Consider the following 25841-nt stretch of genomic DNA (forward strand, 5'->3'; position numbering starts at 1 on the left):
TCAGATCAATTAACTCTGCTGATTCAGGATCAACTGACCATTTTTGTCCACTGGAATTTGTGTGCCCGGATCGCGATCCATACGGATTTTGCCCTGCTGGTCGCCGATTTTATAGGTGACATCATAACCCAGCACTTTTTGTGATTTGTCGTACACCGTCTGGCAGCGCTGTTGCTGCGTGGTGTACGTATCATTTTCCTGCATGCCGCTTTGTACGCGGTTACCGGCGTAGCCGCCTGCCAGCGCGCCCGCTACCGTCGCGACGTCTTTACCGCGTCCGCCGCCAAACTGATGCCCCAGAACGCCCCCTGCCACGGCACCCAGTACCGACCCGGCAATCTGATGTTCATCCTGTACCGGACGGCGATGCGTCACCGTGACGTTACGGCACTCCTGCCGAGGCGTTTTTACCGTTTCTTTGATTGGTGTTGCCGTCAGCACCTGTGCAAATTGAGGTTTAGAGGAGAACACATCCATACTCGCCACCGCCGCCACACCCAATGCAGCAGCCACACCAATACCTACACCCGCTAACATTGATTTGTTCACAGGATACCTCCCGAATCTATTCTCACGCATTTCCCATCTGCAACTCTGGCGTAAAGTTCACTTTACGGCCCGCTCGCGTTTAACGCGATGAATCCGATGAGACCTCCTGAATATCAGCATTCAGAATTTTCGACGTGCGTGCTACGTCATCTGTAAACAGTGGAAAGTCTGCACAATGTTTCAAACTCTCGCAATAAGACTAATTAACCAAAAGTGTCAGATTCATAACACAAAACCGCCATTTGAGAATTTTCTTAACTGGAATCGCCAATAAGACGATATTTTATACTGTAAAAACAGTGGGGTGGCAGCGCTGCGGACGAGTCATAACGCGGTGTTGATGGTGTGACGAAACGGGAGGATATCAGACAAGCATCAGATGATGGACGATACATAAAAATACGGGCATGAAAGCACACTCACGCCCGTGTTGATAACGGTATCCGCGTTGGGATTAATGCAACTTCAGACGCGGGCGAATCACCCGGTTGATCCCACCGACCAGCATCATCAGCCCGGTTTTAATGTAGCCATGCAACGCGATCTGATGTATGCGATATAGGGAGATATAAACGAAGCGTGCGATACGTCCTTCGACCATGACCGATCCCCGCATCAGGTTTCCCATCAGGCTTCCCACCGTACTGAACTTCGACAGTGAAACCAAAGAGCCATGATCTTTGTAGACATAAGGCTTAAGCGCTTGCCCGTTGAGTAAAGCAATAATATTACTGTGGCAACGTGACGCCATCTGGTGAGCCGCCTGCGCGCGCGGCGGCACAAAACCACCGCCTTCCTGCGGACAGGATGAACAGTCGCCAATCGCGAAGATATTCGGATCGCGAGTAGTCTGCAACGTCGGTTCAACAACCAGTTGGTTAATCCGGTTCGTCTCCAGACCCGCAATGTCTTTCATTGCATCCGGCGCTTTGATCCCCGCCGCCCAAACCATCAGGTCGGCGTCAATAAACTCACCGTCTTTCGTATTCAGGCCGCCGCGTTCCGCACTGGTTACCATGGTTTTCGTCAGCACGCGAACGCCAATGTTGGTCAACTCCTGATGGGCGGCAGCGGAAATGCGCGGCGGCAGCGCAGGCAAAATACGTTCGCCCGCTTCCACCAGCGTGACATTCAGCGTTTCATTATCCAGCCCGTCAAAACCATAACTGTGCAGTTGCTTCACCGCGTTATGCAGCTCAGCAGACAGCTCGACGCCGGTTGCGCCACCACCCACAATGGCAATGTTGACGCGCTCTTTCTCTTCCTTATTTGCCGTGAATTTCAGGAACAGATTCAGCATCTCGTTATGGAAGCGACGCGCCTGTTTCGGGTTATCCAGGAAGATGCAGTGATCTTTCACGCCCGGCGTACCAAAATCATTTGAGGTACTGCCCAGCGCCACCACCAGAATGTCATACGGGATCCGGCGCGCCGCAACCAGCACTTCGCCGTGCTCATCGCAGATTTCAGCCAGTTGAATCTGCTGCTGCTCTCGATCGATATCCGTCAGCATTCCCAACTGAAACTGGAAATAGTGATTACGGGCGTGCGCCAGATAGCTCAGCGCGTCCATATCATCGTCCAGCGAGCCCGTCGCCACTTCATGCAGCAACGGCTTCCACAGATGGCTATGGTTACGATCCACCAGCGTGATATCCGCTTTTTTCTTGCGCCCTAATTTATGGCCCAAACTGGTTGCCAGTTCAAGTCCACCGGCTCCCCCGCCGACAATAACGATTTTTTTGGTTGGTGATGGCAAAATGACCCCCTAAAATGTGAACCAATAGTTAATAAAGAGTAAAAATAATATCCTTATATAACATAGGGTTCGCGTAAGTTAAGCCTGTTCTCTGCTGCAAGAATAGCACGTCAGGTTAGTTGGTCATACCAAAATTGATATATATCAATTTATTTCGCCACGTGGATTTTTAGGAGGGGAATTCCATTTTTATTTCAGTTAATTACCAGAGGCTAACGAAGAGAGAAAGCAAGCAGCGGCGTGAATCGCAGGAAAAGAGAACAAACGGCGTGATTCCTTCTGATAGCGTCGAACAGACATATCAGAAGGAAAAACGGGAGCACTCATGCCAAAATGTTAACGGTACATCAGCCCAGCGTCTTAAAGGCTTTTATCCGTTGCAAATGGGGAGAGATATTTTTGAATTTATGCGTTTGGATGTCATCCCAGACAATCTCGTAATACGCACCCAGCACCTGCGCGCTACGCTGGCTGTCGAGCATTTCATCCTGCCGGGATAGGATGGTCAGACAGCGATCGCGATTTTTTTCGCGAAAATTCGCGACGCATTTCGTCGCAATATCCAGATACTCTTCCGGGCGATTAATTTTCCCCTTCATGTTTTCCTGCGGGAAAAGGTTCGGATTAAAAATGGCCTGCCGGATATCGCACAGAAAGCCGACCCGTTCGGCCCAAAATCCCCCCAATCCCACGCCGCAAATCAGCGGGCGCTCGTCATCCGAATGCTGAATCAGCTTATCCACCTGCTTTAACAGGTGCTGCATGTCATGACGCGGATGCAGCGTGCTATAGCTAATGAGTCTGACATCGTCATCAATAAACTGAAGCTGCAAGACTTTTTCATGGTTGCCGGGACTGTTCGAGTCAAAACCATGTAAATAGATAATCATCTTTTACCCTCACTGCTACGACTACTGGTTGTCTATTTCTCGCCGTTTTTGCGCGTCTCCCAACACTCGCTCAGTGACGAAAGCGCCTGATGCGGCGGCTGCCAGCGCGGCGAGCTCAACGGTTCCCGACGAGAAAACGAACCTTGATGATATAAACGTGTCAATCGTTCTGCTTTGACCAGGGACAGGTTATCCAGCACGCTGGCCGCCCTTCCCGACGATTGCCCACCAGAATCGTGTCGCGTCCTGCCTGTATCGCGGCCAGTGCGCGTTCCCCAAAACGCCCCGCGCTGCGCGTACTTTGCCGATCCATAACCACGATAAGACGCTCTCGCCAGCCGTCACTGGCGGCGCAGTGCGGGAATCGACGCTAAAAACTCAGGATCCCTCGTCTGGTGCCAACGCACTTCACACCACATCAATACCAGATAATCCACCCAGGGAAACCACTGCGTCACCCGTTGCTGAAGACTGCTTATGGAAAACGCTCGCCGACATCGCTGGTAGTCCTGTAGGAAACGCGTTTGCGCCCGACTTTCCATCTGACTGGCGCGTATGATGAATGCCAGCTCAAAGGCGATATCACCATCGACGGCGTATTCCCAATCAATCAGCTTTGTTCCCTGCGGTACAAGCAACACATTCTCCGCGTGCACATCCAGATGCAGAGGAGACAGTGCCAAAGGCTTGGGTAGCGCGGTGCGTTGAAAATAATGGTGGGCACGCAGCAAGGCGGGTGAACGACGGCACGGATCCATCCTTTGCCAATGCCGGGAGAGTAACGCTTTAAGATCGAGCGTATAGCCGCAGCGCGGCAGGCTATGCAGTTGAGACAGCATACGCGCGATTTCTCCGTTAGCCAGCATCATCAGGAATTCATCAGGCGTCGCGCTTCGCCCCGGCACCCATTCGACGATTAACCAACCATCGCGCCACAGCAAAGGCCGCGGCGCCAACCCCGCCGCAGACATCTGGCGTAGCAGAGCAAACTCCCTTTGGCGATCGACGCCGAGCTGTCGCTCGGCTAACGGCTGTTCGCGGGCAAGCCAGTCGATGCCCGCACTGCGGATACGCCAGCTTTTACTGCTTAGCCCGCTTACCGGTTCAACGCGAATATCCGCTATGTCCAACGCCGGAAAGTGCTTCTGGAGCGCCGTCATCAGCGGCTGTCGGGTGCCCTCAGGCCTAGCGCTGAACGGCGCCATTGCCTGACCACACAATTTCGCCGGTCTGTACCAGCATCAATTGCATATCCAACTGCGGTGATTTCACATCCCCGCTGACATCGCTATACAGCACATACTGTGCGCTGACGTAGCGCGCCAGACCAATGGCCTTGCTTCGCGACCCCAGACTGTCATCAACCGATAGCCCCAGCGTCTGCTTCGCCGCAGCCAGTTGCTCGCGCGGCACCAGTGTGAACGCCTTAGCGGAAGACAATGCGTTGTACAGCGCACCTGTCGCTTTCGACATCGGCAGTGAACCATTGGTGTTGTTCTTCACGCTATCCACCAGCAGTATGCTGCCCGGCGTGACGCCATCGGCTTTCAGCATCTGCGTCACCATCGGGTTGATACTGGCTTCCCAATTCAGCGTCTGGATTTTCGGAGGCTGAGGAACGGCCTCTCCCGGTGGCGGCGCAGGCTGAGACGGCGCCTCAGGTTCCACGGGTTCGATAGTTGCAGGCTCAGTCGGTTCCGGCGGGTGGCTGGGACACCCGGTCAGCACCAGTGCCGCCAGTATCACCCCTAGATACTTTTTCATGTTTACGCTCTCAACACAGCATTATAAAAACAGATGAAGACGGACCTGACGCGCGTTAGGACGACTGCGCATTGAAAATATTTTCACTTCCGTCTGAGGCGGGATATCGAGGGTTTGCACCTCTTCAAACGGCAAGACATCCAGCCCGTTTTCATCATACCAATAGAAACGATAATGTAGGGTCACCGCGTGTGAGGCATCGTTGCTCACGATGGAAGACGCGCGCGGCAGACCATTTTCTGCATCCAATGAGGGATTGCCGGCGATAATACCGGCAGACAGCACCGATGCATCAAGTATCAGTGTTTGCCGATCGTTGATGCTCATCACCTTTGGCGCACTACAGCCCGCCAGAAACCCAGCGATCAGGCACGCTGAGATAAACGTCGGATTACGCATGGCTTTCTCATCTGAAAATGGTTATCTGGCATCATGATATCGCCTAATTTGCCAGCAGAGGCCCTAACGCCCGGCCCCCCAGAAGATGCATGTGGATGTGATAAACTTCCTGACCGCCGTGTCGATTACAGTTGATAATCAACCGATACCCATCGTCCGCGATCCCTTCCTGCCGGGCAATCTTCGCTGCGACCGTCACCATACGGCCCAGCGCCGCTTCATGTTCCGGCGCCGTATCGTTAACAGTAGGAATCAAGACATTCGGGATAATCAGAATATGGGTTGGCGTGCGCGGTGCGATGTCACGGAAAGCGGTGACCAGTTCATCCTGATAAACGATATCGGCAGGAATTTCCCGGCGGATAATCTTACTAAAAATGGTTTCTTCAGCCATGAGCGATTTCCTTGTTAAAACAGACATTGTACAAAGCGATATAGGCAGTATGAGTGACATATTCCATTTCTTTCAACCTTCTTCGTCTATTTCTGGCGCGGCTGGTCAAAATACGACACGCAGAAAAAACCAGAAGTACGCCAGCGTTATCCCGAAACAGCCTGACCATCATCGCGGCGATAAGGATTGCACACCGTCCATTGAAATATGAACCGGTAAATCCGCTTTTCAGCGTCGGCGCACATCCTTCCGAGCGTAATCCTCTCTGGCTATTATTTACCGCGCCATTACTGCACGGGCGATTTATCGACCGGGAGCAACAGGCTTCACAGACGCGCTCACGGGATTCAGAGAAAGCGCTCATCGTCTGGCCGGTATTAGCCCGTAAGCGGCTTGTTCCCCGCCATAAAAAAAGGGGCTTTCGCCCCTTTCTGCAACTCCCCGACAACCCATCAGTGATTACGGATGTAGTCGTCCATGTCCGTTTTCAGATTATCGGATTTGGTCCCGAAAATAGCCTGAACGCCAGAGCCCGCGACAACCACACCCGCTGCGCCCAGCTCTTTCAGGCCGGCCTGATCGACTTTGGACACATCCCCTACGCTAACGCGCAGACGCGTGATGCAGGCATCGAGGTTGGTGATGTTTTCCTTGCCGCCAAATGCGCTAACCAGCGCAGCGGCCATTTCAGTGCTGTCCTGTGAATTTTTCTCGCCTGCGCTATCTTCGCGTCCCGGCGTTTTCAGGTTCAGCTTCGCGATCAATATGCGGAACAAGGTATAGTAAACCAGCGCATAGCACAGGCCGACAATCGGGAATAACCACAGCTTGCTGCCGTTGCCGCTCAGTACCACGAAGTCGATTAGCCCGTGTGAGAAGCTGGTACCATCACGCATTCCCAACAGGATACAGATTGGGAACGCCAGACCGGCCAGAATCGCATGGATGACATACAGGATCGGCGCAACAAACATGAATGAGAATTCGATTGGCTCGGTGATCCCCGTCAGGAACGAGGTCAGCGCCGCAGAGATCATGATACCGCCCACTTTCGCGCGGTTCTCTGGTTTAGCCGAATGCCAGATGGCAATCGCCGCCGCAGGCAGGCCGTACATTTTAAACAGGAATCCGCCGGACAGTTTCCCCGCAGTCGGGTCACCGGCAATGTAACGTGGGATATCGCCATGGAAAACCTGTCCAGCCGCATTGGTGAACTCGCCAACCTGCATTTGGAAAGGCACGTTCCAGATATGGTGCAAACCAAACGGCACCAGGGAACGTTCAACGACCCCATAAATACCGAATGCTAACATCGGATTCTCATTCGCAGCCCAATGTGAAAACGTTTGAATCGCGCTACCGACGGGCGGCCATATAAACGATAGCACCGCACCCGTAACAATCGCGGTCAGACCGGAAATAATCGGCACAAAGCGTTTACCGGCAAAGAAGCCCAGATATTCAGGCAATTGGATGCGGTAGAAGCGGTTGAACATATATGCGGCAATCGCACCCGCAATGATCCCCCCCAATACCCCGGTATCCGCCAGATGCTTTTCGGCAATCTCGGCAGCTGGCAAGCCCAGAACCAGCGGCGCAATCGCCGCCATGGTTTTCACCATAATGCCGTAGGCCACCACCGCCGCCAGCGCGGAAACACCGTCGTTATTGGTGAAGCCCAGAGCGACCCCGATGGCGAAAATCAGCGGCATGTTAGCAAATACCGAATCACCGGCCTGCGCCATGACGCTGGAGACAATTTCTGGCAACCAGCTAAAATTGGCCGAACCGACGCCCAACAGGATACCTGCGATAGGCAGTACGGATACGGGCAGCATTAGCGACTTACCTACTTTCTGCAGGTTTGCGAATGCATTTTTGAACATAATTGAGTGTGCTCCTGAGTAATAGTGCTTTTACTTCTGATACTTCATATAGGCAAAGGCAGGGAGGATGGCCTTTGTGCGCTGAGGGGTCTTAGCCCCCTTTAATTTTTACGCAGAGTAAAATAAATCACTTTCACAATGTTTGACTGCTATCACGTTTCCATTAGCCAACGGGCCAGGATCGAACAAGTATTGTACTTTTTTGTGATATGTCGCTGAAAAACATCCCCCCTCGCAGAGAAAAATCCTCTTCAAAGGGGGTAATGAAACGTCATTAATTACACAGATAAAAAAAACTCGGTTATTCTCAGCCACGATTAGCCAGTGGTCAACCGAAGCCTATCAATGTGGAATAAACGGGAGAAGTTTTCCGTCGTGGCGGCCGCTAACACATCCAGCGAGATCCCCTTCAGAACAGAAAGATATTCTGCAACATCACGGACATACGCAGGCTGATTTTCCTGTCCGCGAAACGGCACGGGAGCCAACCAAGGGGAATCCGTTTCAATAAGCATACGGTCCAGCGGCACATAGCGCGCCACGTCACGCAATGCTTCGGCGTTCTTAAACGTCACGATCCCAGAAAAAGAAATATAAAATCCCAGATCCAACAGGACTTTTGCCGTGGCTAAATCCTCCGTAAAACAGTGCAGAACTCCCCCGCATTTCTCTGCCTGCTCTTCCCGCAGGATCGCCAGCGTATCCTCACGGGCCGAGCGCGTATGCACAATAATCGGCTTGTTCAGCGTATTGCCAATGCGAATATGTTCACGAAAAGATGCCTGCTGTTGGGGTTTCGTTTCCTGTTGATAGAAATAATCCAGCCCCGTCTCCCCCATCGCCACAACGCGACTGGAACGGGCTAATTCACGCAGCTCGGCATAGTCATAAGGCTCGTCCTGATGCAGCGGGTGGACGCCACAGGAAAACACGACGTTGTCACGTTCGCCAATCAAATCCACCATCGCCCGGTAGCCGGGTAGCGTGGTCGCCACAGCCAGAAAAAAACCGACATCGCGGCGTTTCGCCTTCTCCAGCACATCAGACACGTCTTTATGTAATGACTGATAGTCCAGACCGTCAAGATGACAGTGGGAATCCACTAACAACATGATATTTACTCTTAGTTAACCAGAAAGGGATGATCGGTTCGTTGAATTGATGAAGAGAATGTGCGCTCGCCGTTAAGCAGGCGATCCGTCAGCAGTAGCTCACGATTCACGCCCGTCACACTCAGTAATCGTTGTCGACATGCCAGCCACTGTTGCAGTTCATACTGCAAGTGCGCGCCAGGTTCGAGCGCCAGACGCTCAACCAGTGCGACCTGATCCTGATTCACCAAATGTTCGCTGGCACCCTGCTGCCATTTCAGGGCGTCCAGCAGCAGCACAGTCAGCCAATGAATGCGCACATCGGCATCATCATGATGCAGCGCCGGCAAAAGCGCCAGCCAGTCTCGTGAAGTAAGTACGTCAGAAACCGCCTGACACAATACCATTCGCTGCTTCCAGCAGTCCGGTTGCAACAGCGCCTCTGCCGCCAGCGGCGCGCCCGATTGTAATCGCAGCGCTGTGCGCAGGGCTTCACGATCGTACTGGTGGCGCGTATTCAGCCACAGCACGCTTTGCGTTTCGTTCGGTACATCCAAATAGTGATACAGGCAACGGCTTCGCAGCGTCGCCAATAGACGGGCCGGCTCGCGGCAGCTCAATAAAAAGAAGGTCTTCTCCGGCGGCTCTTCCAGTGTTTTTAACAACGCATTCGCCGCGGCCTCGGTTAGCTGTTCGGCGGCAGGCAGCCAAATCACTTTCGCGCCCCCCTGTCGGGCGCGCTGATACACTTTTTCCACGACGTCGCGCACCGGGTCTATCCCCAGACTTTGCTTGCCTTTCTCCGGACTCAGCACGTGCCAGTCGGGATGCGTGCCCGCACTCATCAGGTGACAAGCGTGACATTGTCCGCAGCTTTTCATGCCGTTAGGCCGTTGACAGATCAGCCAGCGGCTCAGCGCATAAATCAGCGACTCGTCGCCCATGCCCGGCAATGCATGCAACAGAACCGCATGGTGGCCTCTCCCCGCCTGATACTGGCGGATAAGCTGCTGGTAGGAAGCCTTCAGCCACGGATACCAATCCATCAACGCGACTCCTGCTCGACGGGATGTAGCCCCTGCTGCCGCAGCCACTGCTGTAATGCCGACCGAATATCGGCATTGACGGCATCAATCGATTGCGACGCATCAATGGTCACGATGCGGTTATCTTCCGCGGCCAATTCCTGATAGCGGGAACGGGTACGGTCAAAGAAAGCCAGCGACTCTTGCTCAATGCGATCCAGTTCGCCACGCTGACGCGCGCGCTGAAGCCCAATCGCGGGGGGTAAATCAAGATAGAGCGTCAGGTCAGGGCGAAAATCACCCAATACGGTATCGCGCAGCGACCGTAGCAGTTGCTGGTCAATACCGCGTCCTCCGCCCTGATAAGCCTGTGAAGAGAGATCGTGACGATCGCCGATAACCCACTGGCCGCGGGCCAATGCGGGTTTGATGACGTTATCCACCAGTTGTACTCTGGCCGCGTATAACATCAGAACTTCCGCTTTATCGGTAACCTTCTCATCGGTCATGCCTTGTTTGATCAGCTCACGCAATCTCTCTGCCAGCGGCGTACCTCCCGGCTCTCGCGTAAACACCACATCCTGTACGCCATGTGCGCGCAGCGTTTCCACAACGATATTACGCGCTGTCGTCTTTCCTGCCCCTTCCAATCCTTCAATGACGATAAATTTACTGTTCATCCCGTTCCTTTAACGCTGAGCGGTATACCTTCACAGCCCGATTATGATCTGCAAGGTTAGTGGTAAAACGGTGTCCGCCCTTGCCATCTGCAACAAAATACAGATAAGACGTTTTGGCCGGATGAGCAGCCGCATCCAGCGACGCTTTTCCCGGCATGGCGATCGGCGTGGGCGGCAAACCGGAAATGACATAAGTATTGTAAGGCGTCGGCGTGTCCAACGCTTTGCGGGTTATCACCCCTTTATAATCGTCTCCCATGCCGTAAATCACGGTTGGGTCAGTCTGCAAACGCATACCAAGCCGCAGGCGGTTGACAAAAACAGAGGCAACCTGAGTACGCTCCTCATTGATGGCCGTTTCTTTTTCAATAATCGATGCCATCGTGAGCAATTCATCCGGCGTTTTATAGGGCAGCCCCTGTTCACGCCTTTTCCAGACCTCATCAACCGTCTTTTTCATGCGCTCATGCGCGCGCCGCAACAGGTCAATATCGCTCGTTCCGGCGGTATATAAATAAGTGTCAGGATAAAACCATCCTTCAGGGTTAGGCTTATCCTTTATCTCCAACAACATCGCAATATCCTGCTCGCTTTTATCGACCAGCGTATGCGTGGTATATGGCGCCTGTCTCAGGGTTTCAAGCCACTCTTTCAGGCGCGATCCTTCTACAAAACGGATAGAGAATTGCGCCTCTTTGCCGCTGGACAACAGCGCCAACATCTCACGAACGCTCATCCCCACCATAAAACGGTAGGTTCCGGCCTTGAACTTCGCCAGTTCGGGCTCCGCACGCAGCAGCCACGGGAAGAACGTGCCGTCAGCAATAATTTTTTGTTCAACAAGCAGGCTTTCCAGCCCCTCTCTCCCCGTACCTGCCGGGAGAGTGAAAATGGTTTCTTTTTCAATCGCCAACGGCGAGGCGGCGAAACGCTGCATTTTCTGCCATGCGATCGCTATCGACAATACGATGACGGCAACGATCAATAAACCAACTTTCTTTTTATTCATAAATCAACCAATTACTCACAGCCGGGATGCAAAAAGCGATAAAGCGTTCTGGCATGATCATGATAGCGCCAGACATGCGCCTGATTCACGGGGACGACTGGCATTAATGCGTTGCAAACCAGCACTTCGTCCGCATCCCCCAACGCAGAGATCGGTTCGTTGACAATCTGTAGTTCAAAATCGGACCCCGTTAACAAAGCGATGATATGTTGGCGGGCAACACCATCCACCCCTGACTGAGACAAATCCGGCGTATAAACACGGTGGCCTTTACGCCAGAATAAATTAGCGGCACAGCATTCCACCAGCATACCTGACGTGTCAAGCACCAGCGTTTCCTCGGCGGAGGTCTGGTCAAGGGCTGCACGGATCAGCACTTGTTCCAACCGATTTAGATGTTTTATTCCCGCCAGCAGCGGATTTTTGGCCAACGCCACGGGACTCAGATTCAGATTAATGCCCCGTTCACGCCAGTTAGCATAGTGCGCAGGATAGTCCGCCTGCATGACGATGCGAGTCGGTTGGAGACAGCCTTTCGGACTATAACCACGCCCGCCGACGCCACGAGTTAGCATCACTTTCACGACGCCGTTCGATTGACCCTGTGCTGCCTGATTCATCTCAGCGATCAGGCTTTCCCAGTCCACCGCCGGAAATAATAAGCGCTCAGCGGCCTGTTGCAGACGCGCAATATGTCGATCAAGCCAGACAATCCCACCGGCACAGACTCTGGCTGTGGTAAAGCAGCCATCGCCATACTGCGTACCCCGATCGAGCACTGAAAGCTGTTGCTGTAACTGACCATCAATCCACAGCATAATGGACCCCATAATGTTCACCGTCGCCAGCTTGCCAGTAAAACGGCACCTTGTACAAACAGGTATTTCTGATTTTATCCAGACAAAAAAAAACCCGGAAACCGGGTTTTTTCAACATACCGCCGCAATTAAATCTTACGGAAGATCAGCGAACCGTTGGTCCCGCCAAAACCGAAAGAGTTGCAAAGGGCGTATTCTATTCCACTCACCTGACGCGCCTCGTGCGGCACGAAATCCAAATCGCAACCGTCATCGGGGTTATCCAGATTGATCGTCGGCGGAACCGCCTGATCGCGCAGAGCAAGAATACTGAAGATAGACTCCACTGCCCCGGCTGCGCCGAGCAAATGGCCCGTCATGGATTTGGTCGAGCTGACCAGCACACGGCCAGCGTCAGCGCCAAACACAGATTTCACCGCCTGCGTTTCAGCTTTATCACCCGCCGGCGTAGAGGTGCCATGCGCGTTAATATAACCGATCTGAGTCGTCGACAAGCCTGCGTCTCGCAACGCGTTTTCCATCGCCAACGCGGCGCCTGAGCCATCTTCCGGCGGTGACGTCATATGATACGCATCGCTGCTCATGCCAAAACCGACAACTTCCGCGTAGATTTTCGCACCGCGTTTTTTCGCGTGTTCATATTCTTCCAGCACCATAATGCCGGAACCGTCGCCCAGCACAAAGCCATCGCGATCTTTATCCCACGGGCGACTCGCCGCCTGAGGGTCCTCATTGCGTGTAGACAACGCACGCGCCGCGCCAAACCCGCCAACGCCCAACGGCGTACTGGCTTTTTCCGCCCCACCGGCCAACATTACATCCGCATCGTTGTAAGCAATGGTACGTGCTGCGTAACCGATGTTGTGCACGCCGGAGGTACAGGCGGTGGCGATTGAGATACTCGGGCCACGCAGTCCATACATGATGGTAAGGTGGCCGGCGACCATGTTGACAATGGTCGATGGTACGAAGAACGGGCTGATTTTGCGAGGGCCGCTTTTGACCAACGCATTATGGTTTTCTTCAATAAGCCCCAGACCGCCGATACCGGAGCCAATCGCCGCACCGATACGCGATGCGTTTTCATCCGTTACTTCCAGACCAGAATCCTGCATGGCCTGTACGCCAGCAGCAACCCCGTATTGAATGAAGGCATCCATTTTGCGAGCTTCTTTACGCGAAATGAATTCCTCAGAATTAAAATTCTTTACTAAGCCAGCAAAACGCGTTGCATAGGCACTAGTATCGAAATGGTCGATCAGGCTGATACCACTCTGACCGGCAAGAAGAGCACTCCAGGTAGACTCAACTGTATTGCCGACAGGAGATAACATGCCCAGTCCGGTCACAACTACTCGACGCTTAGACACGCTTATCCTCCAGGGAGGGAAAAAAAATCACTGCGGGACAAAAAAACTTAGGCGGTCGAATGACCGCCTAGATATGTTCGCTTACTGCTGGTTAGCCTGAATGAAATCAATGGCTGCCTGAACAGTCGTGATTTTTTCAGCTTCTTCGTCTGGAATCTCAGTATCAAATTCTTCTTCCAGAGCCATTACCAGCTCAACGGTGTCAAGAGAATCAGCGCCGAGGTCATCAACGAAAGAAGCATTGTTTACGACTTCTTCCTGCTTAACACCAAGCTGTTCAACGATGATTTTCTTAACGCGTTCTTCGATAGTGCTCATACTCTTAAATTTCCTATCAAAACTCGCTTTCGCGATGGTTTTCGTAGTGTATAAAATGTTTGAAAAGATGCAACAAAATCTCGGCTGGTCGAACCACGATTTTATACTATTTTGCGGTTATCACCGCAAATAATGCAAATAGTTTTCGAGCTTTTTAGATCATATACATGCCGCCATTGACATGCAATGTTTCGCCAGTAATGTAAGCAGCCTCATCAGAGGCTAAAAATACAACAGCATTGGCGATTTCTTTCGCATCACCGAGTCGGTTAGCGGGAACCTGCGTCAAAATGCCTGCTCGCTGTTCTTCTGTCAATGCCTGAGTCATATCTGTTTCAATAAAACCAGGCGCAACCACGTTGACCGTAATGCCGCGAGAGGCCACTTCGCGCGCGAGGGATTTACTGAACCCAATCAGCCCCGCCTTCGCAGCCGCATAGTTGGCTTGCCCTGCATTGCCCATTGTTCCTACAACGGAACCGATGGTAATGATACGGCCAAAACGTTTTTTCATCATGGCGCGCATCACGGCTTTGGACATCCGGAATACCGAAGTCAGATTGGTATCCAGAATATCTTGCCATTCATCATCTTTCATGCGCATCAGCAGGTTATCACGAGTGATACCGGCGTTATTGATCAGAATATCAACGTCGCCAAACTCCGCGCGAATTTCTGCTAATACGTTTTCCACTGAAGCCGCATCGGCAACATTCAGCTTATAACCTTTACCGTTCTCACCCAGCCAGGCGCTAATCGCTTCAGCCCCTTTTTCGCTGGTTGCGGTACCTATGACTTTTGCCCCGCGGGCAACCAACGTCTCGGCGATGGCTCGCCCTATACCCCGGCTTGCGCCAGTAACCAGTGCAACTTTCCCCTGAAAACTCATGGTCTCTCCGTTCTTATTTCTCAATCGCCGCTGACAGAGAAGCAGGATCGTTCACCGCAGTTGCTGTCAGGCTATCGACGATTCGTTTGGTTAAACCGGTCAATACCTTGCCCGGTCCGACTTCCAGCAGCGACTCAACGCCCTGAGAAGCGATAAATTCAACACATTCAGTCCAGCGAACGGGACGATAGAGCTGGCGCACCAGCGCATCACGGATCGCCTCTGGCGCCGTTTCGATGCGGGCATCAACATTATTTACCACGGGAATGACAGGAGAATTAAACGTCACACTCTCCAGCGCGACGGCCAGTTTCTCTGCCGCCGGCGCCATCAAGGCACAGTGTGACGGTACGCTGACAGGCAACGGCAAAGCACGCTTCGCGCCAGCCGCTTTGCACGCCGCGCCAGCACGTTCGACGGCGTCTTTATGACCCGCAATCACTACCTGTCCCGGTGAATTAAAGTTTACCGGAGACACCACCTGCCCCTGCGCAGACGCTTCACACGCTTTAACAATCGCCTCATTGTCCAGCCCGATAATGGCGTACATCGCGCCGGTCCCTTCCGGCACCGCCTCCTGCATCAGTTTGCCGCGTAACTCGACCAGACTGACAGCCTGTTGGAAATCGAGCGCCCCGGCACATACCAGCGCGGAATATTCCCCAAGGCTATGACCGGACATCAATGCCGGCGTTTTCCCACCATGCTGCTGCCAGACGCGCCAGATAGCAACAGAGGCCGTCAGTAACGCAGGTTGCGTCTGCCAGGTTTTGTTCAACGCTTCAACTGGCCCCTGTTGGGTAAGCTGCCACAAATCATAGCCTAAAACTTCAGAGGCCTGAGCAAATGTCTCGGCAACGATCGGGTATTCAGCGGCCAGATCCGCCAGCATGCCGACCGTCTGCGATCCCTGACCGGGAAACACCATTGCAAATTGCGTCATATCACAATCCTGTTTAATTAAAAACGAACCAGTGCGGAACCCCAGGTAAAGCCGCCGCCGAAAGCTTCAAGCAGCACTAACTGTCCTGGTTTAATACGCCCGTCTCGCACCGCTTCATCCAACGCGGAAGGCACGGAAGCGGCGGAGGTGTTGCCATGACGATCCAACGTCACAACGACCTTGTCCATTCCCATGCCCAGTTTTTTCGCGGTGGCGGTGATGATTCTCAGATTGGCCTGATGAGGAACCAGCCAATCTATTTCACTTTTATCCAGTTGAGCCGCCTGCAGCGTTTCTTCAACAATATGCGCCAATTCCGTGACCGCCACTTTAAAGACCTCATTACCCGCCATCGTCAGGTAAGCAGGCGTATCCTGGCGGCTACGGTCCTGATGCGGCAACGCCAGCAGCTCGCCGTAACGACCATCGGCATGCAAATGGGTAGAAAGAATGCCCGGTTGCTCTGATGCCGTTAACAGCACAGCTCCAGCACCGTCGCCGAACAGAATCAGCGTACCGCGATCTTCAGGATCCAATGTACGAGACAAAGCATCAGAACCCACCACCAGCGCGTATTTTACCGTGCCGTTTTTAACATATTGATCGGCAACGCTTAAAGCGTAAGTGAACCCCGCGCAGGCCGCAGCCAGATCGAAAGCAATGGTATCTTTGATGCCCAGCAGTTGTTGAATCTGGCAGGCTGAACTGGGAAACGCATGGCTTGATGATGTCGTCGCGACGATCAGCAACCCCACCTCAGACGCATCGACGTTCGCCATTTCCAACGCGTTTTGCGCTGCCCGGCATCCCATGGTCGCGACATTTTCATCCGCCGCAGCAATGCGACGTTCACGAATTCCGGTACGCGTGACGATCCATTCGTCCGACGTCTCCACCATTTTCTCTAAATCAGCGTTCGTCCTGATTTCTTCAGGCAAATAGCTGCCCGTTCCGATTATTTTTGTATACATGTACGCTTAGTCACTCTTGGGTAATACCGCTTGTAGACGGGCGGCAATTCGTTCAGGAAGCTGCCGCCGTACCGCCTGCATTGCCTGCTCGATAGCAACCGCAAACGCTTTCTGGTTTGCTGCGCCGTGGCTTTTGATTACAGTTCCCCGTAATCCTAACAGACATGCGCCGTTATACTGATCGGGATTCAAATGACTGAAACGCTTTGATAACCGTGTTTTTAACCAGCGTCCCAACCATTTCAACCACCAGGACTGTTTTTGTTTTTTCGTCGGGTCCGAAGCGGGTGATTTTAGCAATGACAGGAACATCCTGACCATGCCCTCCACCGTTTTCAATGTGACATTCCCCACGAAGCCGTCACAAACCATCACATCCGTTTTTCCTGTCAGCAAATCATTGCCTTCCAGATAACCAATGTAGTTTATTGACGGCGCCTCTTTTAACTGCGCCGCCGCATCACGGATCGTGCTTAATCCTTTGCTTTCTTCTTCACCAATATTCAACAATGCGACGCGGGGATTCGTCAGCGCCAGCACTTCTTCCGCCATCACCGAGCCCATCACGGCAAACTGAACCAGCATCGTGCTATCACAATCGACATTCGCCCCAAGATCCAGCACGACCGTTTTTCCGCGCTGTTGATGGGGTAAGACTGACACCAACGCCGGTCGTTCAATCCCCTCAAGCGGTTTAATCAGAAGCTTGGCCAACCCCATCAGTGCGCCCGTATTACCCGCACTCACGCAAGCTTGCGCTCTGCCCTCTTTCACCAATTCAAGCGCAATGCGCATTGAGGTACCACGACTCGCACGAATAGCCTGCGACGGTCTTGCATCACTGGCAATAACCGATTCTGCTGGAACAACGTCTAAACGGGACAGCAACTCAGAATCGACTTTGGCAAGTAATGGGGTAATCGCAGCGGGATCGCCGACTAATAACAAATTGAGGACTGGATTTGAAGCCAGTGCCTGCAACGCAGCAGGCACTGTCACGCAGGGACCGAAATCCCCGCCCATCGCATCTAACGCCAGAGTTAGGCGTGTCAAGATATTGCCTTGCAAATAATTCGCAAGAATTACTTGGCAATGACCTTGCGACCGCGGTAGTAACCGTCCGCAGTGATGTGGTGACGCAGGTGAGTTTCGCCAGAAACTTTATCTACGGATACAGAAGCGGTAGTCAGCGCATCGTGTGAACGACGCATACCACGTTTGGAACGGCTAGGTTTGTTCTGTTGTACGGCCATGGACCTTACTCCTTAATTACTTACGCTTTAAACTGGCTAATACGGCAAACGGATTTGGCTTTTCCGCCTCTTCAGGCAGTTGACCAAACACCATGTCCGCTTCGGACACTTCACAGTGTTCAGAATCATGCACCGGAACGATAGGCAACGTCAGAATAATTTCATCCTCGATCATTGCCAGCAGATCGACTTCGCCGAATTCATCGACGCCGATCGGTTCATACGCTTCCGGTAACGCTTCGGCCTGTTCATCATTGACGACCGGGCTGAAACAAAATGTCGCATGGACCTGATGTTCAAACGGCTTTCCGCAACGTTGGCACATCAGTGTGACCGTAACGTCCGCATTACCGTCAATCACCGCCAGGCGCTGATTATCAATATTGAAAGATAAGGAGGCCTGAACATCACTATCCACACTCACCACTGATTCGGCAACCCGCGCTACTTGTTCAGGCAAATAGACACCAACATAGTCTAAACGCTTTTGAGCAGTGCGAACCGCATCAAGGGTTAAGGGTAATTTTACCTTTTGCATAGGGCGCGCATATTAACGTCGTAACGACATAGAGTCAAAGAAAAAGGCAGTGAAGCGCCGCCTTTCACCAATATTCGCTTCCAGAGCGGCGCATAGTTTAAAATGCCTTTCATTATTACGCCATGGTTTATCAAAAAATTATGCAGCAGATTATCCTCGCTTCAACATCACCTTACCGCCGGGCCTTACTGGAAAAACTGGCCATCCCTTTTATTTGCGCATCGCCCGATATTGACGAAACGCCCCACCCCGGCGAAAACGCCCGCGATCTCGTGATTCGTCTTGCTGAAAACAAAGCGCGGGCGCTGGCTGCACAATATCCCGCTCATCTGATTATCGGTTCCGATCAGGTTTGCGTGCTGGAAGATACGATTACGGGGAAGCCCTATAATAAGGTCAATGCCACGCGACAATTACAACAGGCCAGCGGAAAATGCGTTTCATTCTTTACCGGTTTGGCACTTTTTAATAGCGCGACTCAAAACATGCAGAGCATTGCGGAACCCTTTGACGTGTATTTCCGTGCGCTGACACAGACTGAAATCAGCGGCTATCTGGATAAAGAACAACCCTGGAACTGCGCTGGCAGTTTTAAAAGTGAAGGGCTGGGCATTACCTTATTCGAGCGACTATCCGGGCGAGATCCCAATGCGCTCATTGGGCTACCGCTGATCGCGCTGACGCACATGCTGAGACAGGAAGGCATCAATCCGCTGACGGTATGAAATGACGCGGGATAGCCCGATGACGAACTATCCCGGAGGAGAAACCGGACGGTGTTTAAGATTTCGTCTTACGCAGCGTTTGCAAACATTGACGAAGCGCGTTATCCAATGGGGCTTCAATCCTCAGCGTCTCGCCGGAATGAGGATGTTCAAAACGTAGCGCCTGCGCATGCAGGAACAAACGTTTTAGCCCCGTATTTGCCAGTTGCCGATCAAATTCGCGATCGCCGTAACGATCGTCAAACGCAATGGGGTGCCCGGCATGCAAAGTATGCACGCGAATCTGATGCGTACGTCCAGTAACCGGGCTCGCCCGCACCAATGTCGCATGCTCAAAACGCTCTTCAACTTTAAAGCGTGTCTCCGATGGCTTACCTTCGCTGTCTACCCGCACCACGCGTTCACCACTTTGCAGCGTATTCTTAAGCAACGGCGCCTGTATGACCTTGCAATGAGACTGCCACTGGCCGCGAACCAACGCGAGGTAATCTTTTTGCATCCCTTTCAGGCGCAGTTGCTCATGCAATGACCGCAGCGCCGAGCGCTTTTTCGCGACCAGTAAAACGCCGGAAGTATCACGATCGAGACGGTGTACCAACTCCAGAAAACGCGCTTGCGGGCGCAAAGCGCGCAACCCCTCGATCACGCCAAAGCTTAAGCCGCTCCCGCCATGTACCGCTGTCCCTGACGGCTTGTTTAACACCAGCAGGTAATCATCTTCATAAAGAATACACTCCGCCAGCGCGGCGACTTTACCAAGGCTGGCAGAAACAGGCGCTTCGTCACGTTCAGCCTGTCGAACAGGCGGAATGCGGATTTCATCGCCATCGAGCAATTTGTATTCTGGCTTGACCCGCTTCTTATTTATCCTTACCTCGCCTTTTCGCAAGATGCGGTAGATCAGACTTTTAGGCACACCCTTTAAGCGGGTATGCAGGAAATTATCGATGCGCTGCCCCGCTTCATCTGCGGAGATAGTCACAAATTGTACTGAAGGATGATCTGTTTTCATGATGCGCGATTCTAAATAGAGCAACCCAATAGCGCCACTTCTTTTTCTGTGCTTAACTGTGTGTCTGACTTATAAAGATATTGTTACATCGGCGGGTCAAGCAGGCTTAGCGTCAAACTCTGCCTGTTTTGGTGATGGCGACAGAACTATCTTTATACAGACAGGCAAAGTCACCTTGCTATAACGGTGTCAGCAGTGGAATAATGCTTTTGCGTTTCCCACGCGGGTTTCCGATAAAACGAGGGAAATTGCGAAATTATTAAGTTTGCCTGATAGCGCACACACGCAGCAATGGCGTAAGACGTAATGCGAAATCAAGCAGTTAGCGGGCTGCGGACTGCAGCTTGGCCGGCAAATGGAATCAGGTCTGGCGACATTCTTCAGAAGCGGTTCCCCCAGTAAATGCGCTGTTTTCCATCAGGAAAAACAGGCTACCGAAACATGCGCCTCTATGCAGGCGACAACCGGGAGGTTGACGTCCCTGCGATAAGCCACGAGGCCATCGGTTCACTCCGGTCATGCGGTTCTTTTGTCCGCAGCTCTATCAATAATGCAAGTAAAAATAACGAGTAAGTTGAAGATGAAAAGAATGTTAATTAACGCAACTCAGCAGGAAGAGTTGCGTGTTGCTTTGGTTGATGGTCAACGGCTGTATGATCTGGATATCGAAAGTCCCGGTCATGAGCAGAAAAAAGCAAATATCTACAAAGGTAAAATCACGCGTATCGAACCCAGTCTTGAAGCGGCTTTCGTTGATTATGGCGCAGAAAGGCATGGTTTCCTCCCTCTTAAAGAGATCGCCCGCGAATACTTCCCCAATAACTATGCTTCCCACGGTCGCCCTAACATTAAAGACGTGTTACGTGAAGGTCAGGAAGTCATCGTTCAGGTTGATAAGGAAGAGCGCGGCAACAAAGGCGCAGCGCTGACGACGTTTATCAGTCTGGCGGGCAGCTATCTGGTCTTGATGCCGAATAACCCGCGCGCTGGCGGCATATCTCGCCGAATCGAAGGTGACGACCGCACCGAACTTAAAGAAGCATTGGGCTCTCTGCAACTGCCAGACGGTATGGGACTCATTGTTCGTACCGCGGGCGTGGGCAAATCTGCCGAAGCGCTGCAATGGGATCTGGCTTTCCGTCTGAAGCACTGGGACGCGATTAAAAAAGCGGCTGAAGGACGTCCGGCGCCCTTCCTGATCCATCAGGAAAGTAACGTGATCGTGCGCGCATTCCGCGATTATCTGCGTCCGGATATCGGCGAAATCCTAATCGACAACCCCAAAATCGTCGATCTGGCGAAAGAGCATATTGCTGCGCTGGGTCGCCCCGATTTCAGCAGTAAGATTAAATTGTACAGCGGCGAAATTCCGTTATTCAGCCATTATCAGATCGAATCGCAGATCGAGTCGGCCTTCCAGCGTGAGGTTCGCCTGCCGTCCGGCGGTTCTATCGTTATTGATACCACCGAAGCGCTGACGGCTATCGATATCAACTCCGCTCGTGCGACGCGTGGGGGCGATATTGAGGAAACCGCCTTTAATACCAACCTTGAAGCCGCAGATGAAATTGCCCGTCAGTTGCGGCTGCGCGACCTTGGTGGCCTGATCGTTATCGATTTTATTGATATGACCCCGGTTCGCCACCAGCGCGAAGTTGAAAACCGTCTGCGTGACTCCGTTCGTCAGGATCGCGCTCGTATCCAGATTGGCCGCATTTCCCGCTTTGGTCTGTTGGAAATGTCGCGTCAGCGCCTGAGTCCTTCGTTGGGCGAATCCAGCCATCATGTTTGCCCTCGCTGTAGCGGCACCGGTACGATCCGTGACAACGAATCGCTTTCACTGTCTATTCTGCGTCTGATCGAAGAAGAGGCCCTGAAGGAAAATACCAAAGAAGTTCACGCCATCGTTCCCGTTCAGATCGCGTCTTATCTGCTGAATGAGAAGCGTGATGCGGTGAATGCCATCGAAAAACGTCAAGGCGGCGTTCGTGCCATTATCGTGCCGCACGATGGCATGCAGACACCGCACTACTCTGTGGTTCGCGTTCGCAAAGGTGAAGAAAAACCAACGCTCAGCTACATGTTGCCTCAGCGGTTAGAAACCGAAACTCAGCAGTTGCAAGAAGAGCAAACGATTGAGCGTAAGCAACCTGAGCAGCCCGCTTTAGCGACGTTTTCCCTGGCAGACATGCCGACGGAAACCGCCGCGCCGGTGGCCAAAGCCGCGCCAGTCGTCGCTCAAGCCGCGGCGGAAACGCAGCCGGGCTTCATTAGCCGTTTCGTCAGCGCGCTAAAAGGTCTTTTTGCTTCCGAACCTGCCACAAAAGCGGCAGATACGCTTGATGAGCAGAAAGCCGAAGAAGAAAAATCCGCTGAAACGCAACGCCCTGAGCGTCGTCATTCGCGCCGTCAAGGCAGTAATCGCCGTGACCGTGGCTCACGAGACAATCGTGAGCAGCGCGATGACCCGCGCCGTAATAAGCGGCAAAATCCTGAGGAAGCGGTGGTAGACACGCTCTCAGACACCGCAGAGAAGGCCAGCGTTGAAGAACAACCGCGTCGCGAGCCGCGTGCTGAACGCCAGCGTCGCCGTCAGGAAGAGCGTCGCCAGTCTTCAGCAGAAACTAAAGCGCAATCTACGGCTGAAAATTCGGACGATAACACCGAGGAGCAGGATAAACCCGCTCAGGTTATGCCTCGCCGTCAGCGCCGTCAGCTCACGCAGAAAGTACGTATTCAGTCAGAAAACGAACAAGCGACCGAGCCGGACAGCGTACAGCCTGTTGTTGAAACATCCACATTGTCTCCATCTGACGTCAACACCATCAACGTTGCGGCAGACAGCCAGGAAACCGATAACGAGCAAAACGAGGCGAATCGCGCCAATAACGAGAATGGCAGTATGCCGCGTCGTTCACGTCGTTCACCTCGCCACCTGCGCGTTAGCGGTCAGCGTCGCCGCCGTTATCGCGATGAGCGCTACCCTTCTCAATCCGCGATGCCACTGGCGTTTGCTGCCGCATCGCCGGAAATGGCCTCAGGCAAGGTCTGGGTTAGCTATCCTGTCGCACAGGCGCAGCAGGCCGAAGGACAACAGCAGGAAGAAAGCCTCACCGCAACAACGCCGCTGTTACCCGCCGTTATCGCCGCAACGGAACCTGAGCAAGTCAATACCGTAGAAACTCAAACGGTTGTGGACGCCGCGATTGTTGAAAACGGGACTCAGAACGAGACCGAGCCGACAGCAACCGCGCACACTGCTGACGTTATTCAGGATAGTAATGTTACTGATGTCGACGTCAGCGCCGATGGTAGCGAAACCATTGTCGGATCAGCCATTGATAATACCGCGATCGACGATGCAATTGCCGCAGTGGCCGTAAGTGCAGTTGAAGAAGTGAAAGCGGTTGATGCGGATGAGGTCGTTAATACGGATGAAATTGTTGACACGACGGCTGACCATGCGAATGAGCAGATTGCAGATGATGTTGTCAACGAAGACATCCCATCTGAGGCTGACGCCGTGGAGCAAACCGATGCCGCAGAGCCTGCTATTACAGCAACGCAGGATATCAGCCAGCCGCAACCGCTTCAGGACGAGCCTGCACTGGTCGCGGTTAACGCTCAACCGGCGATAGGATCTACTGACTCGAATGCTGAAGACAAGGCCGATGTCGCCGAGCCTCGCTATAAGCTCCACGCGACGGCGCCGGCAACCCATGCGCCAGCACCGGCATACCAGCCCGAGCCGGCACGGCACAGCGATTGGGTTCGCCCGACCTATGCGTTCTCCGGTAAAGGGTCCGCAGGCGGCCACGCTGCGCTGAACCATTCAACTGCGCCAGCAACCAAGCCTGCGCCAGTCAACGAATAAGCCTGTCTTTCGTCACTATCTCCCCCCGCCGTCCGGCGGGGGTTTTTACCGTTAACTTTCGCTTATTCGCCTAAAAGGTTCAGTTGGTTAATATCCACGCGTTCCGTTTTTCCATCCAGCTCAGCCAGCAGACGTTTGAAGTGTTCGCTCTGCTCATGTAACGCCAGAGCATCCCGATCCTTCCAACGTTCGAAAAACACAAAAGTGTCAGGCTTATCGACTACCTCGTGCAAATCATACTGCACATTTCCCGCTTCCTGTCGGCTGGACGCGACAACTTGTTTTAGCGTCGCGCTAACGTCCGCAATGAATTCTGCCTTTGCCTGAATAGTGGCGACAATACGAATTTCCATACACATCCCTTATTTCTTCATAGATAAGATAATGATATCAAATGCCAATACGGCGTTAATTTCAAGCTTTCATAAACAAACGGATGCATTGTAGCCACTTTACGCTTATCCTTGTCCCCCGCCTATCAGTCCCAACACCAACTTGAAGATGATGTTTTTCTACTGACCGCCGGAGCACAATGTCATGACCGCACAGCCTTCCACACTTAAAATTCGTCGCCCTGATGATTGGCATATTCATCTGCGTGACGATCAGATGTTGGAAACCGTACTCCCTTATACCAGCCGCATCTTTGGTCGTGCTATTGTCATGCCGAACCTGACGCCGCCGATTACCAGCATAGCGAGCGCCATTGCATACCGTCAGCGTATTTTAGCCGCTGTCCCGCAGGGGGATCGCTTTCAGCCGCTCATGACCTGCTATCTGACCGATGGGCTCGACGCCAATGAAATTGTCAGCGGTTTTGAGCAAGGCGTTTTCACCGCGGCCAAACTATACCCAGCCAACGCCACGACAAATTCCAGCCATGGCGTGACCAACGTTGCCAATATTTCCGGCATCCTGGAAAAAATGCAAAAGATAGGGATGCCGCTGCTCATCCACGGGGAAGTTACCGATCCCGACATTGATATTTTTGACCGGGAAGCCCGTTTTATTGAAACCGTGCTGGAGCCTCTGCGCCGGCAATTTCCTGAATTGAAAATCGTCCTTGAACACATTACGACAAAAGAAGCGGCACAATACGTTGTTGACGGAAACGATTATCTCGCGGCAACCCTTACTCCCCAGCATCTGATGTTCAACCGCAATCATATGCTGGTCGGCGGCATTCGCCCTCACCTGTATTGCCTGCCCATATTAAAACGCAACATCCACCAACAGGCGCTGCGTAATGCAGTAGCCAGCGGCTGCAATCGCCTTTTCCTCGGCACCGATTCTGCACCTCATGCCAAACACAGAAAAGAGTCCTGCTGCGGCTGTGCCGGCGTGTTCAACGCACAAGCGGCCTTAAGCGCATACGCTACGGTTTTCGAAGAGATGAACGCGTTAGATAAGCTTGAGGCATTCTGTTCACTGAACGGCCCACGTTTTTACGGCCTGCCGGTTAATGAAAGCTGGATTGAGCTGCATCGCGAAGCGATAACATTCCCTGAAGAAATCCCACTCGGTGATGAATCATTAATCCCTTTTTTGGCAGGACAACGCCTCAACTGGTCAGTTCGTTAATCGATTAGCCCATCCGTATAATGCCGATGGGCTAAATTTTATGTCGCGCCTTGTTCTTGACACGCAATGACTGTATAAATAAACAGTTTTCATTGGGAGACTC

Annotated in this window: 26 protein-coding genes and 1 pseudogene; 3 read left to right on the forward strand and 24 right to left on the reverse strand. The window is 52.7% G+C overall.

Annotation, left to right across the window (positions count from 1 at the left end):
• Positions 1-9: 9 nt before the first annotated feature.
• From EDC54_RS06860 to yceD, 22 genes and pseudogenes are all read right to left on the reverse strand, one after another.
• Entirely contained in the window at positions 10-549 is a 540-nt protein-coding gene (locus EDC54_RS06860; RefSeq protein WP_132454561.1) for a glycine zipper 2TM domain-containing protein, read from the reverse strand.
• Positions 550-1003: 454 nt separating this feature from the next.
• On the reverse strand, positions 1004-2308 hold the full coding sequence (locus EDC54_RS06865) for an NAD(P)/FAD-dependent oxidoreductase (RefSeq protein WP_132454563.1): 1305 nt from the start codon (positions 2306-2308) through the stop codon (positions 1004-1006).
• Positions 2309-2655: 347 nt separating this feature from the next.
• Complete coding sequence (gene ycfP, locus EDC54_RS06870; protein WP_132454565.1) at positions 2656-3198, reverse strand: alpha/beta hydrolase YcfP; 543 nt, start codon at positions 3196-3198, stop codon at positions 2656-2658.
• A gap of 32 nt (positions 3199-3230) precedes the next feature.
• Positions 3231-3484, reverse strand: a pseudogene (locus tag EDC54_RS18180) (beta-N-acetylhexosaminidase); the annotation flags it as partial.
• 55 nt (positions 3485-3539) lie between these two features.
• On the reverse strand, positions 3540-4403 hold the full coding sequence (gene thiK / locus EDC54_RS06880) for a thiamine kinase (RefSeq protein WP_132454567.1): 864 nt from the start codon (positions 4401-4403) through the stop codon (positions 3540-3542).
• Positions 4384-4962, reverse strand: coding sequence for a penicillin-binding protein activator LpoB (gene lpoB / locus EDC54_RS06885; protein ID WP_132454569.1), 579 nt, complete (start codon positions 4960-4962; stop codon positions 4384-4386). Before lpoB ends, thiK begins: the two co-directional genes overlap by 20 nt.
• 21 nt (positions 4963-4983) lie before the next feature.
• Positions 4984-5361 carry a YcfL family protein gene (locus EDC54_RS06890; RefSeq protein ID WP_132454571.1) on the reverse strand — a complete coding sequence of 126 codons (378 nt, stop codon included), beginning with the start codon at positions 5359-5361 and terminating at the stop codon, positions 4984-4986.
• A gap of 43 nt (positions 5362-5404) precedes the next feature.
• Entirely contained in the window at positions 5405-5755 is a 351-nt protein-coding gene (hinT, locus tag EDC54_RS06895; RefSeq protein WP_132454573.1) for a purine nucleoside phosphoramidase, read from the reverse strand.
• Positions 5756-6207: 452 nt separating this feature from the next.
• Entirely contained in the window at positions 6208-7641 is a 1434-nt protein-coding gene (gene ptsG, locus EDC54_RS06905) for a PTS glucose transporter subunit IIBC (protein WP_132454575.1), read from the reverse strand.
• 317 nt (positions 7642-7958) lie between these two features.
• Positions 7959-8753, reverse strand: a complete 795-nt coding sequence (locus EDC54_RS06910; protein WP_132454577.1) for a metal-dependent hydrolase — start codon at positions 8751-8753, stop codon at positions 7959-7961.
• Between the two features lie 11 nt (positions 8754-8764).
• Positions 8765-9778: a DNA polymerase III subunit delta' gene (gene holB, locus EDC54_RS06915; RefSeq protein WP_132454579.1), complete on the reverse strand. Its 1014-nt coding sequence runs from the start codon at positions 9776-9778 to the stop codon at positions 8765-8767.
• Positions 9778-10437 carry a dTMP kinase gene (gene tmk, locus EDC54_RS06920; RefSeq protein ID WP_132454581.1) on the reverse strand — a complete coding sequence of 220 codons (660 nt, stop codon included), beginning with the start codon at positions 10435-10437 and terminating at the stop codon, positions 9778-9780. The genes holB and tmk overlap by 1 nt, the downstream gene beginning before the upstream one ends.
• Positions 10427-11446, reverse strand: coding sequence for an endolytic transglycosylase MltG (gene mltG / locus EDC54_RS06925; RefSeq protein ID WP_132454583.1), 1020 nt, complete (start codon positions 11444-11446; stop codon positions 10427-10429). Before mltG ends, tmk begins: the two co-directional genes overlap by 11 nt.
• 11 nt (positions 11447-11457) lie before the next feature.
• On the reverse strand, positions 11458-12264 hold the full coding sequence (gene pabC / locus EDC54_RS06930; RefSeq protein ID WP_132455130.1) for an aminodeoxychorismate lyase: 807 nt from the start codon (positions 12262-12264) through the stop codon (positions 11458-11460).
• A 128-nt stretch (positions 12265-12392) separates the two neighbouring features.
• On the reverse strand, positions 12393-13634 hold the full coding sequence (gene fabF, locus EDC54_RS06935; RefSeq protein WP_132454585.1) for a beta-ketoacyl-ACP synthase II: 1242 nt from the start codon (positions 13632-13634) through the stop codon (positions 12393-12395).
• Between the two features lie 81 nt (positions 13635-13715).
• Positions 13716-13952: an acyl carrier protein gene (gene acpP / locus EDC54_RS06940; protein WP_005970506.1), complete on the reverse strand. Its 237-nt coding sequence runs from the start codon at positions 13950-13952 to the stop codon at positions 13716-13718.
• 154 nt (positions 13953-14106) lie between these two features.
• Entirely contained in the window at positions 14107-14841 is a 735-nt protein-coding gene (fabG, locus tag EDC54_RS06945) for a 3-oxoacyl-ACP reductase FabG (RefSeq protein ID WP_132454587.1), read from the reverse strand.
• A gap of 13 nt (positions 14842-14854) precedes the next feature.
• A complete protein-coding gene (fabD, locus tag EDC54_RS06950; RefSeq protein WP_132454589.1) occupies positions 14855-15784 on the reverse strand; it encodes an ACP S-malonyltransferase in 930 nt (309 codons plus the stop codon).
• Between the two features lie 17 nt (positions 15785-15801).
• Positions 15802-16755, reverse strand: coding sequence for a beta-ketoacyl-ACP synthase III (locus EDC54_RS06955; protein WP_132454591.1), 954 nt, complete (start codon positions 16753-16755; stop codon positions 15802-15804).
• Between the two features lie 6 nt (positions 16756-16761).
• On the reverse strand, positions 16762-17808 hold the full coding sequence (plsX, locus tag EDC54_RS06960) for a phosphate acyltransferase PlsX (RefSeq protein WP_132454593.1): 1047 nt from the start codon (positions 17806-17808) through the stop codon (positions 16762-16764).
• A gap of 29 nt (positions 17809-17837) precedes the next feature.
• Complete coding sequence (gene rpmF, locus EDC54_RS06965; protein ID WP_005970518.1) at positions 17838-18008, reverse strand: 50S ribosomal protein L32; 171 nt, start codon at positions 18006-18008, stop codon at positions 17838-17840.
• Positions 18009-18024: 16 nt separating this feature from the next.
• Positions 18025-18546: a 23S rRNA accumulation protein YceD gene (gene yceD / locus EDC54_RS06970; protein ID WP_132454595.1), complete on the reverse strand. Its 522-nt coding sequence runs from the start codon at positions 18544-18546 to the stop codon at positions 18025-18027.
• A gap of 140 nt (positions 18547-18686) precedes the next feature.
• Here yceD and EDC54_RS06975 point away from each other — a divergent pair, with 140 nt between their 5' ends.
• Positions 18687-19271 carry a Maf family protein gene (locus tag EDC54_RS06975; RefSeq protein ID WP_132454597.1) on the forward strand — a complete coding sequence of 195 codons (585 nt, stop codon included), beginning with the start codon at positions 18687-18689 and terminating at the stop codon, positions 19269-19271.
• A gap of 55 nt (positions 19272-19326) precedes the next feature.
• Here the strand turns inward: EDC54_RS06975 and rluC are convergent, their stop codons facing one another.
• Positions 19327-20283 (reverse strand): 23S rRNA pseudouridine(955/2504/2580) synthase RluC, encoded by a 957-nt coding sequence (rluC, locus tag EDC54_RS06980; RefSeq protein WP_132454599.1) that lies wholly within the window; start codon positions 20281-20283, stop codon positions 19327-19329.
• Between the two features lie 580 nt (positions 20284-20863).
• On the opposite strand from rluC, the gene rne reads away from it, so the two are divergent.
• On the forward strand, positions 20864-24157 hold the full coding sequence (gene rne, locus EDC54_RS06990; protein ID WP_132454601.1) for a ribonuclease E: 3294 nt from the start codon (positions 20864-20866) through the stop codon (positions 24155-24157).
• A 62-nt stretch (positions 24158-24219) separates the two neighbouring features.
• On the opposite strand, the gene EDC54_RS06995 is transcribed toward rne, so the two are convergent.
• Positions 24220-24510 (reverse strand): putative quinol monooxygenase, encoded by a 291-nt coding sequence (locus EDC54_RS06995; RefSeq protein ID WP_132454603.1) that lies wholly within the window; start codon positions 24508-24510, stop codon positions 24220-24222.
• A 184-nt stretch (positions 24511-24694) separates the two neighbouring features.
• Between EDC54_RS06995 and pyrC the strand changes: the two genes are divergently transcribed.
• Positions 24695-25738: a dihydroorotase gene (gene pyrC, locus EDC54_RS07000; RefSeq protein ID WP_132454605.1), complete on the forward strand. Its 1044-nt coding sequence runs from the start codon at positions 24695-24697 to the stop codon at positions 25736-25738.
• Positions 25739-25841 lie beyond the last annotated feature (103 nt).

The sequence above is a fragment of the Samsonia erythrinae genome, from assembly GCF_004342665.1.
GTDB lineage: Bacteria > Pseudomonadota > Gammaproteobacteria > Enterobacterales > Enterobacteriaceae > Samsonia > Samsonia erythrinae.